The sequence below is a fragment of the Paenibacillus sp. p3-SID1389 genome (genome assembly GCF_025151705.1).
In the GTDB taxonomy this organism is placed as follows: domain Bacteria; phylum Bacillota; class Bacilli; order Paenibacillales; family Paenibacillaceae; genus Fontibacillus; species Fontibacillus phoenicis.
In genome coordinates this window covers 20,643-32,209 of record NZ_JALXVO010000049.1, presented here as the reverse complement: position 1 = coordinate 32,209, position 11,567 = coordinate 20,643, and the positions used below count along the sequence as shown (strand labels likewise).

12 protein-coding genes are annotated in these 11,567 nt (G+C 50.6%); 6 read left to right on the top strand and 6 right to left on the bottom strand.

What is annotated here, in order from left to right:
* The first annotated feature begins 214 nt into the window (after positions 1–214).
* On the top strand, positions 215–2,134 hold the full coding sequence (locus M3G15_RS17325) for a sensor histidine kinase (RefSeq protein WP_260071595.1): 1,920 nt from the start codon (positions 215–217) through the stop codon (positions 2,132–2,134).
* A 44-nt stretch (positions 2,135–2,178) separates the two neighbouring features.
* Here M3G15_RS17325 and M3G15_RS17320 read toward each other — a convergent pair whose 3' ends face one another.
* The 3 genes from M3G15_RS17320 to ytaF form a co-directional block, all read right to left on the bottom strand.
* Positions 2,179–2,424: an NHLP leader peptide family RiPP precursor gene (locus M3G15_RS17320; protein WP_009226249.1), complete on the bottom strand. Its 246-nt coding sequence runs from the start codon at positions 2,422–2,424 to the stop codon at positions 2,179–2,181.
* A gap of 69 nt (positions 2,425–2,493) precedes the next feature.
* A complete protein-coding gene (locus M3G15_RS17315; RefSeq protein WP_260071594.1) occupies positions 2,494–3,441 on the bottom strand; it encodes a hypothetical protein in 948 nt (315 codons plus the stop codon).
* A 127-nt stretch (positions 3,442–3,568) separates the two neighbouring features.
* Complete coding sequence (ytaF, locus tag M3G15_RS17310) at positions 3,569–4,186, bottom strand: sporulation membrane protein YtaF (RefSeq protein ID WP_260071593.1); 618 nt, start codon at positions 4,184–4,186, stop codon at positions 3,569–3,571.
* A gap of 160 nt (positions 4,187–4,346) precedes the next feature.
* Between ytaF and M3G15_RS17305 the strand changes: the two genes are divergently transcribed.
* Positions 4,347–4,574, top strand: a complete 228-nt coding sequence (locus M3G15_RS17305; protein WP_260071592.1) for a twin-arginine translocase TatA/TatE family subunit — start codon at positions 4,347–4,349, stop codon at positions 4,572–4,574.
* Between the two features lie 135 nt (positions 4,575–4,709).
* Here M3G15_RS17305 and M3G15_RS17300 read toward each other — a convergent pair whose 3' ends face one another.
* Complete coding sequence (locus M3G15_RS17300) at positions 4,710–5,669, bottom strand: MraY family glycosyltransferase (RefSeq protein WP_036646094.1); 960 nt, start codon at positions 5,667–5,669, stop codon at positions 4,710–4,712.
* 201 nt (positions 5,670–5,870) lie between these two features.
* Here M3G15_RS17300 and M3G15_RS17295 point away from each other — a divergent pair, with 201 nt between their 5' ends.
* Both M3G15_RS17295 and M3G15_RS17290 read left to right on the top strand, forming a co-directional pair.
* Positions 5,871–6,251, top strand: coding sequence for a DivIVA domain-containing protein (locus M3G15_RS17295; protein WP_009226254.1), 381 nt, complete (start codon positions 5,871–5,873; stop codon positions 6,249–6,251).
* A 255-nt stretch (positions 6,252–6,506) separates the two neighbouring features.
* Complete coding sequence (locus tag M3G15_RS17290; RefSeq protein ID WP_009226255.1) at positions 6,507–6,971, top strand: Dps family protein; 465 nt, start codon at positions 6,507–6,509, stop codon at positions 6,969–6,971.
* A 68-nt stretch (positions 6,972–7,039) separates the two neighbouring features.
* On the opposite strand, the gene M3G15_RS17285 is transcribed toward M3G15_RS17290, so the two are convergent.
* Complete coding sequence (locus M3G15_RS17285) at positions 7,040–8,737, bottom strand: methyl-accepting chemotaxis protein (RefSeq protein WP_260071591.1); 1,698 nt, start codon at positions 8,735–8,737, stop codon at positions 7,040–7,042.
* Positions 8,738–8,894: 157 nt separating this feature from the next.
* Here M3G15_RS17285 and thpR point away from each other — a divergent pair, with 157 nt between their 5' ends.
* The gene (gene thpR / locus M3G15_RS17280; protein ID WP_009226257.1) at positions 8,895–9,461 is read left to right on the top strand and encodes an RNA 2',3'-cyclic phosphodiesterase; all 567 of its coding nucleotides are present in this window, start codon (positions 8,895–8,897) and stop codon (positions 9,459–9,461) included.
* Here thpR and M3G15_RS17275 read toward each other — a convergent pair.
* On the bottom strand, positions 9,458–10,639 hold the full coding sequence (locus M3G15_RS17275) for an MGDG synthase family glycosyltransferase (protein WP_009226258.1): 1,182 nt from the start codon (positions 10,637–10,639) through the stop codon (positions 9,458–9,460). The two genes, thpR and M3G15_RS17275, sit on opposite strands and share 4 nt — an antisense overlap.
* A 310-nt stretch (positions 10,640–10,949) precedes the next feature.
* Here M3G15_RS17275 and M3G15_RS17270 point away from each other — a divergent pair, with 310 nt between their 5' ends.
* Positions 10,950–11,537 (top strand): TetR/AcrR family transcriptional regulator, encoded by a 588-nt coding sequence (locus M3G15_RS17270; protein ID WP_009226259.1) that lies wholly within the window; start codon positions 10,950–10,952, stop codon positions 11,535–11,537.
* Positions 11,538–11,567 lie beyond the last annotated feature (30 nt).

Genomic DNA, 11,567 nt, shown 5'->3' with positions numbered 1-11,567 from the left:
TAATAGAAAATGAAAACTATTCATAGATAAAACCACTTATCCAAGGTAAAATAACTGTGGCACGTTTCTTCTAAAAAAAATTATCACTATTTCCATAAATTGAAGGTTATTGCGAGATTTTAATCGAATGGTTTAAAGTAGCCCTACTCAGATCCTTTCGAACTGAGGCGCGTCAACCGGGTTAACACTTTATAATATCTCCAGAGGTGCTCTAATGAAGTCTTTGATCAAAGGATTTGTCGTCTTGTTTGTCATATTCATTGCTGCTTTTTACGGCATCATTTTTAGAAATTCGGGTGCAGCGGGCTCGGAGGTACAGCAAATCAGAAACTGGCAGGTCACTTGGACGGACCGGCTGGATCCTAATCCGAGCAAGGAATGGCTTGAGGGACTGGACGGCTGGACGAGTGTAAGCGCGGGAGAAGAGAGCCCGGTGAAGCCGGATAAGGGCATGGTTCAGTGGATCAAAATCACGCTTCCCCAAATAACGGATAATTCCCAGGTCGTATTGATCGATAAAATATATGGTAAACACATTACGGTAAGTTTGGATGGAGCCAAAGTCTTCGAATCCCAGCGCAAATTTAACTTTAGCATCAACAGCGTGCTGGTGCCGGTGTCTTCGCACAATTCGGGTCAAACGCTGTATATCGGCGTATCCTCGACGACAAATACGATCGGGATCTTTGACCCGATTCGAATCGGAAATAACCAGGAATTGATCAAGAGCTTTGTGCGCGGCAACATCACCGACTTAATTTTGGGCAGCACGCTGATCTTCATCGCGGTGATTATGCTGTTCTGTTCTGTTTTTCTGAAGTATGTGAATATGCCGATGTGGTTCTCGCTGTGTGCGGTCATTTTTTCCAGCGGCTTGCTTGTGCTGACGTATTCTCCGTTTGTATTTTGGCTGTTTGACTATACGACGGCGGGCAGAATACTGGTGGTGATGTTTGACCTGGCTTTGTTCATCCTGCTTCCTTCGTTTATCTTTTTCTTTGAAAAAATCTTTGGTCCCGGATATTTTGCTTTAATCCGGCGTTCGCGCAAAGTGTTTGTGGTCTTCTCCGCGCTCTGTATGCTATTGCTGTTAGCGAACGAGTTGTCCGGTAATCGCTACTATGATGTCTATAAGCTCATTACGACTCAATTTGCAGGTTATCTGATTATTGCGCAATTTCTGATCTTGGCTGGCATTTTAACCGTTTATGTAGCGAAAGGGAACAAAGAGGCGCTGATCTTTCTGGCCGGGGTACTCTCGTTCACGCTGCTATCCGCAGGCGAATTGATTTGGTATTACTATTACGACGGATACTATAAGCTGTTTTTGTGGAAATTAGGCATCGTTTGCTTCTTGACCTCGTTGATTATCATCTTGGGCCGAAGATTTGCGGAGAATCACCGGCAAGTCGTGGAATACTCCAAGCAGTTGGAGATGTTTAATAACGAGCTGCAGCGTTCGGAGAAAATGGAGATCATCAGCGAATTAGCCGCTTCGGTCGCCCACGAGGTCCGCAACCCGCTGCAGGTGACCCGAGGCTTTCTGCAACTGCTCGTTGAGAAGCAGCAGAATTCGGACAAGGTGTATTTAAGCATGGCGTTGGAAGAGCTTGATCGCGCTTCGGCGATTATTACGGACTTCCTCACTTTCGCCAAGCCGGAAGGCGGCAAGGTGACGACGCTGAACGTGCTGGAAGAATTTATTCATATCGAAGGGATCCTGATTCCTCTAGCGAATTTGCAGGGGGGCAAAATCACGGTTCATATTCCTAAAAACCTTTATGTGCGCGGCAATTCTTCCAAATTCAAGCAAGCATTTATCAATATCATCAAGAATAGTATTGAAGCACTTCGGGGCGAAGGCGACATCCAAATTTGGAGCTATGAAGAAAACGACGATGTGGTGATCCATATCAAGGACAACGGCGAGGGGATGGACGAAGAAGTGCTGGCCCGCTTGGGTGAGCCTTATTTCTCCAACAAAACGAAGGGGACGGGGCTAGGTTTGATGGTGACGTTCCGGATTATTGAGGTGATGAACGGTCAAATTCATTTTACGAGCAAAAAAGGAGCAGGGACCGAAGTCGTTATCCGCTTCCCCTCCGTTCAAGTTGAGGAGTATGCGATGGGATAAGTTCGTTCGGTCCCTGCCTGAGTGCTAGCGAAGATCGGTAGGGGTTATTCGCCCCAGATTCCTGCTGGTTTGATTTTGCTCATAACAACTTTCTCCGGTTGAGGCGGCAGTACGACGTAAAATTCGTCCGTGCTCTCCTCTACTGCTTTGATTTTGATGTGATCCGGGAGAACTACACCGAGTGCCTCCTGGATCGCAGCTTTCGGGTCGGCAAGTAGCTTCGCTTTGAAGCTAGGATCTTGCCAAGCTTTTTCAACAACTTGCGTTTGAAGGAGCGCTCCTGATGTCATAAGATCACCCTTTCTCAGAAAAAATAGTTATATTTTCCTTATTACTATAACATGGAATTCGATAGAACGCTAGGATAGGATCTTCTGATTTGCCAACCAATAGGCTAAACCGCCTTGGGCTAGCAAACTCCGCTCATCTCTTAAACTTTCTGCTCCCTGCCGAAGATTGGTTCTGAGATAGTCGTGGAACTCGTGTAAGTGCGTCAGACCCGGGGCATTCACCTCTAAAATTGCTGCATTCTGATCCGTTCGTTCGGCAAAAATGAACAGGATGTCCCGCACATGCAAGGCGTGTTTGACTTCATCCGGTGTAGGTCTGCGATCCGATGGAATTTGCAGTTCGTGCTGCACGACGGAAATCAGAGAATTATAGCTTCCTTCTCGTAAATCTTTCTCCCAATCCTCCCAATCATCCAGCATCTGGAGCGTCACCAATACGGCATCAACGGCGGCTTCGAAAGGAGCAATCAGCCGGTCGTGTTCGGTCAGGAGCAGCATGCCAGCCACGGACAGCTTTACAGGGGAAGCTTTATGCGCAATGCGAACCGGGTTGTCTTGGAAGAAATCATGTTGATTTTCTAACAAGACCGCTTCCGCCCATTCTGCAGCATATTTCCGGTAATAACTCCAAAACGGGGAATCGGAAGCGTACAAAGCGGCGTAAATGCGAGTAAATTCAAGTTGAAGCAAATTCGCCAGCGGCAGCTTCCACTTGTCCCCCGCCTCTGGATTGTCCATCACTTCATCGATTAAATGGTAATGCAGCATGACCAAGATCATGGCTACGGTTAACTCGCGGCTGAGCTCCGGCTTTGCGCCGGCAGCCTCCTGCATCCAGAATGGCAGTAAATAGCATATGTAGTTCTGGGAGCCAGATTTTTTCAACGCGTGGAATTTCCCCAAGTAATTGAGGCCATGTCCTCGAAATTCCTCCGGCAGCCCGGAAAGAATCGTCTCGGCCTGATCGAAAGCCGCCGCTAAATCCTTTTCATAGCTATGAAACCAATTCCAGTTCATAAATCGAACCTCCCTTATTAGGAACCATCCTCTTCATTATATAGGAAAATTTGTAGACAAGGTAGTTTGCTAGAAACTCAGCAAAGCCCCTTAGGATAAAAGGGGCTTCGCTAATCGTGTGCGATGTTTAAAAGAGTTGATGAATGCCAATGAGGATTAACAGCAGGCCGGAAATGACAGTGGCCCGGTTACCGAATTTCTCCGCGGCGACCTTCTCGGCAAAGCCGGCGCATGCGGCCAGCAACAGGTAGCTGAACAAGCCAACGGACAGCGAAGTATACCAGATGTTCAGTTGGGTGATACCGGCATTAAAGCCGCCGGCCAGCGCATTCATGGCCAAGGCGATCCCCAGGACAATCGATTCGCCAAGACTGATGGATTTGGAGCTGTCCTTGTCTGCTTCTTCAGGATTGCGCAGCAAGCGGGTCAGCGGATTGACGTCATCCTCCTCCTGGATAGCTATGTTCTTCTTCTCCAGAAATGGCTGCAATAGTACCCATACGCCAACCCCAATGATCACAATCGTCCCCAACAACTGTCCGATCCAGGGATGGACCCACGAGGATAACCAGCTTCCGAAATAACCCGACACCAGAGTGGCCAAGAAGGAGATGGCGGCGATGGCCAGATTGGAATACCATGGAATGCGGATTTTTCGTACTCCGTAGGCGATACCGACTCCCGCATTATCCAAGTTGGACGCGATTCCAATGGCGATGACGGCCAACAGACTGTAAGAACCCATGATGTTCGCTCCTTTGCAATACATGATGACACAGCATATGCCCAGAAGAGGGAAATGGTTTATGGCCTAGCGTCGTCTTGTTTGCAGGGACAGCCGGAACTGATGATAAAGGGTTTCCATTGTATTCAATAAAGTAGTATAATGTCCACAAGGATACTCGATGGGAGTGATAAATGTGCTTGAAAACTTGTTGCGTCCGTCTCATTTGCTGCTTCTAGTCATCGCAGCATTGTTGTTATTTGGTCCCAGCAAGCTGCCGGAATTAGGGCGCAGCTTTGGCACGATGCTCAAGGAATTTAAGAGAGGCGCGCGCGGGGAGATTCTCGAAGACGAGCAGCCGCAGAAAGCGGAAGTTCAACCCGCTGCAGATACGAATAAATCATCTTGATGCCAATAAACGAGACTCCGATGGGGTCTTTTTTTTGTGAGGTTGTTATCGCGATCAAAAAAGCGCGTGCTGCCGGGAATACCCGGGCACGCGCTTTTTGGCTTGAACGGCGGGAAGGCCGTTTGCTTTCGTGCGTTAGACTTGCAACAGCAGAAGAATGATGGACGACAGTCCCAGACAGGTGCTGATCAGGTACAGGAACATAACCACCTGCTTCTGATTTAACCCGGCCCGAAGCAGCCGATAATGGACTTGGCTGGCATCGGCGACGTAAGGTGATTTTCCTTGCAGCATCCGCTTGATCACGACAAACAGATTATCGAAAATCGGTACGCCGAGGGCAAGCACCGGAATAAACAGGGACAGGACCGTAGCTTGCTTGAAGGCGCCGTCCAGTGCGATCACCGCCAGCATAAACCCAAGGAACGTAGCTCCGGCATCGCCCATAAAAACTTTGGCCGGCGGCTTGTTGTACCGCAGGTAGGCCAGCGTTACCCCAATCAGGGCAACCGAGAGCATCGCGGAGTTGGTTTGCCCTTTGGTTAAGGCCACCACAAACAGCGTCACGGCCGAGATCGCGGATAATCCTCCGGCCAAGCCGTCCAATCCGTCCGAGAAATTGATGACGGTGGTGACGCCAAAGATCCAGAGAATCGTTAAAATGAACTGAAGCCAGGCCGGCAACAGGACATAATCGCCGCTAAACGGATTTACAAAGCCACTGAAGGTGATGCCGGATGCATAAACCAGCACTGCAGCGGACACTTGGACGATCAGTTTAGGCAGCGCCGGAAAGTCTTTGCCTTTGGTTTTGTACCAGTCGTCGATGGTCCCAATGGCCAGCAAAAGCACCCCGCCGGCAAACAGCGCTCCCGTCTCCCAGGAGAAGTTGCGCGTAAACAGCAGGTATGCAATGAAGAACCCGGCAAATATCGCATAGCTGGCCGTCAGCGGAATCGGCTGACGATGGATCTTGCGTTCGACGTCCGCTCGGGGTTTGTCCACGAAGTCCAGGCGGAAAGCCAGCTTACCGAGCGGGGGAATCAGGAAATACACGATCAGAAACGATAACAGAAAAGTACATAAGTATAAAATCGCTACTCACCACCAGATGTTAGACTCAGGCTATTGATTATTATAAAAAGAAATCGGGACAATGTCGAATACTTGTATCACCCGCATCATAACGTGAAGATGAACGAAAGGGCAATAATGTGGTACATTAGAGTAGATACGACTGCTTTTGCAGATTAACTGCGTTGGATAACCTTTTAGGCAGGTACGGAGGGATTTGGAATGCAAGACGATTACGCGCGCAAGCTGGAAGACCAGAAAAGCTTATTTCGGCAATTAGGGATTAAGCTGGATGCGCTCTCCATTCACGAAAAAGATTTTGACGCCAAAATGCGGGGCTACGATAAGGAGGAAGTCGATCGCTTCCTGGATGACATTATCGTTGATTATGAACGCTTCTACGATATTATTACCGATCTGCTGGACAAATATAAAGAAATCCAGCGCCGGCAAGCGTATTGGGAAGAGGAGAAGAAGGCTCTGGCCCGCAGGCCTTCCTTTGATTTGGAAAATGCGGTGGATCGCAGATTGGTGGAGGACGGCATTCGCCAAGTGGAGCGAAGCCTGGAGCAATTTAAGCTGCATCTGCGCGGCGAGCGGTAAATGGAGTAGAACCGAACCGGAGGAGTGTACCGGTTCGGTTCTTTTGTATATGAAGGGCGGAAGAGGTGCAGAATAAACCTGATGCTTGTTGGAATTTCATGCAATATTCATGAAAATGATGGTTGCATATCTAAAAGTGGAGTGGTATGATATAAACAAGATTTAGATTTAGTCTAAATTTAAGTTAGTTCAAGTTTTAGGTATTTGTCACAATGGCTTATCAAATAACTGATATGTTGAATGGAGGAATTCACTATGGCAAACCAAACCTTAACTCAAGCAAATCAAGAACTGCAGAAACAACTGAACCTGCAAATCGCGAACTGGACGGTCCTGTACACGAAGCTGCACAATTTCCACTGGTTCGTGAAAGGTCCAAACTTCTTTACGCTTCATGAGAAATTCGAAGCCCTTTATAACGAAGCGGCTGGTTATATCGATGATATTGCCGAACGTCTGCTGGCCATTGGCGGCACACCGATCGCAACCCTGCGCGAAGCCCTTGCGACGGCCAGCATCTCCGAAGCCAGCGGCAAGGAAAGCGCTGATGAAATGGTAGCAGCCATCGTAGCGGATTTTGCGAAATTGGACAGCGAGCTGAAGGAAGGCATGGAAGCGGCAGAAAGAGCGGAAGATGAAGCCACGAGCGATCTGCTGCTCGGCATCGTCTCCTCGCTGGAGAAACACCGCTGGATGCTGAACGCCTACCTTGGCAAATAAGTCCTTGGCGGATACATGAAAGACCTTGCCCAGCAAGCCTTCTTGCTGGGCAAGGTCTTTTTAGCAACTTACATCACTTTAAAGCGTTCGATCATCGTATGAAGCCGTTCGGCTAGACCGGACAGGAAGCTGGCGGAAGCATCAACCTCCTCCATAGCAGCCAACTGTTGCTGGGAGAATGAGGACATGTCCTGTGCGCCGACCGCCGTATGGCCCGCAAACCGCACGATTTCGTCAATCGACTGCACCAGTCTTTGCGAGTTGTCGGACAGGAGCCGAACCGCTTCACTGATATCAGCGATCGATGCAGCGGTAATTTCCGACGAGGCTGCGATGTCGGTAAAAGAAGCTCCGGCGCTGCGCACCAGCTCGACGCCTCGCTTCGTTTCACGGACGGTCTCGTCCATTGCGCTGCCGGTGAGCTCTACCTGCCCAACGATGTGGGTGATCAGCTCGCTAATTTGCTTCGCCGAGGCTGCGGAACGTTCCGCCAGCTTGCGGACCGAGGAGGCGACTACGGCAAATCCGCTGCCGTATTCTCCGGCGCGGGCCGCTTCAATTGAAGCATTTAACGCGAGCAGGTTGGTTTCGGCGGCGATGTCGGTCATGATGTCCAGGATGCTCTGCACTTCTTTGGAGCGGCTGCCCAGCTCCTCAATGATCGCAGAGAGCTGAACGATTTTGGCTTCCATGGTGGACATTTGCTCTACGCTGGACTGGATGGCTTGTTCCCCTTGGTTTGATGCGGCGGAGACCTGCTGCGCCGATGTTAAGACGCCTTCGGCATGGCGAGCGATCTGCCCAATCCGATCGGACATGTCACGCAGCATGGTCGCCCCGGTTTCCAGGTTCGTAAGTTGTCGCTCCGCACCTTCGGCAAGGGATTGGGTAATTTCAGCCGCTTGCTCACCCGCTTTTCCGGTTTGCTGTGCACTCGCGGATAGCTGCTCCGAGGACGAGGCCACCTGCATCGAAGTGACGTTCACCTCGGTGATCAACTGCCGCAAGCTGCCCACCATCTTCGCAAAATTTTGCGTTAATTTGCCGATTTCATCCTGACCTTGAAGCACGTTCGTCTGTACGGTCAAATCGCCCTCGGCAACCCGCTCCACCTGCCGGGACAACGTTTCCAGCGGCCGAATCATCCGGTGGATAAAGAAGTACACGAAAACAACTGCGGCGAGCAGGACAACGATGCCGATGATAAAAGGCAGGAGCAGGATGTCGCGAGTTCTCTCCCCGATGATCGAGGCGTCGAAGTTAATGACCATTAGACCGATGATCTCTTGGTCGGGGTCATGATTTTTGTAGATCGGGCCGTAACCGCTGAGCAGCTTCACGCCGTCATAAGAATAGACCTTGGTATACACAGGATGCTTCATCTCAAGAATCATGTCCCGGTCCTGATCATTGAAATAAAAAGCGTCTCCCGCTTGATATCCCCGGCTTTTGAGGTTCTGGTCAGCCGCAAGAATTGTGCCGTCCAGCGACATCAAAAACACTTCCTTAAACAACGACTTATGCTCTACCGTCCAGTTTAATCGTTTCTCCAGCTCCGCAAGGTCGGTACGGTCTCCGGAGGCAAGACGGGCAACCGCTTCCGGATCTACAAGCCCGGTGGTAATATTGGCACAGCCCACCGTTTCAATACCGACGGATGTCTCGACCTCACGATACGTTGTTTGATAAGCAAATATCCCGATCAGCAAACCAACTAGAAGCAGTAGTCCGATCAGAACAGAGGTAATTTTTTGAGCAAAACTCATATTCCATCTCCTATCCCCATAGGCTTGAAGACTGTATATGCCAGCAACACTAAGACACATTATATAGAGAATCGATGCGCTGGATGTAACTAATCGCACTTCTAATTGTCGAAACAAGTGAAAAAAGTGAGAAAAATATCACAAAAGGTGACGAGTCATGTCAGTAAATGAAGAAAAATGGAGATTATTTATCGCCATCCCTCTTCCGCAAGAGGTCAAGTATAAGCTGGAGGAGTGGTGCAGCGAGCAAAAAACGAGATTGGATTTCAAAAAATGGGTACATGCCGAAGACTACCATATTACCGTGCAGTTTCTGGGAGATACGGCTCCGGGGCGTTTGGACGAGCTGCTGGCTTCATTATCGCGGGCAGCAAAGGGGATGGGCCCGCTGGAATTGGAAGCGGCGGGGATTGGTACCTTTGGACGTCCGGCAAGTCCCAGCGTGTTATGGGCTGGCGTCCGCGGTGAGGTGGCCGGGCTGGAGAGCCTGCACAGCCGGGTGACGTCGGAGAACCGGGCACTCGGCTTTGTGCCGGAGGAACGGCGCTTCAGCCCGCATATTACGTTGGCCCGGAAATATCGAGAAGGGGCCAGATTAGATCCTGCAGCGCTGCAGACCCAACCGGAATTCGGCAGCTGGAGGGCCGATCGTCTGGTCATCTATCGGACGCATATGCACAAGCGTCCGATGTATGAGGTGGTTGGATCTGCGCTGCTGACTTAGTTGGCCTGCTGCTCGGCAGGGCTGGCCGTCTGCAGGCGTACGCGGACCGGAGCGGCTGCCTGATACAGCAGATGAAGGACAGCTTCTGCACAGCGGTCAGGCTGATAGCTGGGTTGCAGCAAGGCAGGCTCCGGTCCGGGTTGAAGATCCGAAGCGTGCCGATTGCGGATTTGTTCAAACCATACGTCCAGCACGTCCGGTGAAGTCAGCTCAGCCCCATAGCCGTGCTGAACGAAATATTCGCGATTCTTCTCCTCCTGACCTGGGATCGACTCAAAGAACAACATCGGGATGCTTTTGGCCATTCCCTCGGTGCAGGTCATTCCGCCGGGTTTGGTAATCAGAAGGTCGGAGGCATCCATCCATTTGCCGATTTGCCGCGTGAACCCGATCACCTTCATGTTTGGATGCTGAAGGGCCGGATGCGCACGTAGTCGAGCAGCAAGCTTCTCGTTGCTGCCGGTGCAGCAGACGACTTGGATCTCCTCTCGCCAAGCCGCCAGTTTGTCCAGCAGCTCCTCACGAAGCAGCAATCCCCAGCCGCCGCCCATGACAAGGGCAGTGGGCATATTCTTTAACCCCAATTCCTCCCGGGCGGACGCCTTCTCTTGCTTGCTCCAGAAATCCGGGTGCACGGGAATGCCTGTCACCTGCACCTTGGAGGGGGCTACCCCGCGCTGCACGAGCAGAGCTTTGACCTCAGGGGCGGAGACGAGGTACCGATCCACACCGGGACTCATCCAGGAACCGTGGGCATCGTAATCCGTGATGAGCGTGCACAGCGGCACGTTCAGATCTGAAGTGAGCTTCAGGTAGGACATGATGGCGCTGGGAATCGGATGCGTGCAGACGATCAGATCGGGCTGAAGCTGCGCGATGACTTCGGCCGCGTGGGTATAGAACATTTTGTGCAAGGCCAAACGGGCAAACTTGCCTACCGGCTTCTCGTACTTGTGCTTATAAAAAAGGCCTACCAACGCAGGGCTCGTATTTACCGTCATCCGATACGCGGATAGGATTAGGGGCGCCACCGTCGGATTCAGAAACGAGCCCAGCTCCAGCACCTTCGTCTGGATTTGCGGGTTTTTCCGCTTCAGTCCGGCCGCCAGCGCATGTCCGGCCTGCGTATGTCCACTTCCAAAGCCTTCCGATAGGATCAACACTCTTCTTTTTCGCATGAGGATATCACCTGCTTCTATTAGATCGTTCCGATTCATTGCTTCCTAATACTAAGTTTATGTTGTTTATATTCCGGTTTAAAGGGGCTGGGGACGGGTCGACCCACTGGACCTAGGTCGGGGAGAATCAAGGGAAAAGGGCCTTGGAACAAGCTGGTGAAAGTGAATGAAAAATTCTGAAAAAAACATCTTGCATTTCTGAAGCGAGAGGAGTAAAGTATGAATTGACCAAATGACCGAAAATGAATTTTAGTCATTTTTTGGCCGGGAAATGTTTTTCCGTTATTCCAAGCGCAGGGAGGTGACATGGATGGCTGTGGTAGATCGCCGTAAACTCGTCATCGAAGCAGCAGAAAAGTCCTTTGCTTTATTTGGCTACAAAGCGACGACGATGGACCAAGTGGCGAAAATAGCAAATGTGGCAAAGGGAACCATCTACACCTTCTTCACGAACAAAGAGGAGTTGTTCGATGAAATTCTGCGTTCCGTCATTATGGAGATGAAGCGGGTCATCGAGCCGGAAATTGACGAGGAGAAGCCCTTCTTTGAGAACTTGCATCGGGCGATGGATGCGCTGCTGGAATTCCGCCGTGAGCATGAGCTCCTCATCAAGTTGTCCCAAGAGGTTCGCGACTTCGGCACTCCGAAAGCGAAGGAGGGATTGGAGCAGATCGAACACGCGATTCTGGAATATCTGGAGCGCCATCTGTCCCGGGCGGCCGAGCGGCAAGAGATCCGCTCGTATGATCCCAAGCTGCTCGCTTTCGTTGTGTTTAAGCTCTATATCGCGTTAACCTCGGACTGGAACAAGAATAATCCGCCTTTGAGCAAAGAACAAATCAAGGAGTTTATCCGCGATTTTCTGGCTGGAGGCCTGCTTCTGCCAAGGGAAGTTTAAAGGAACTACATTCAACAATTTAGAGAAAGA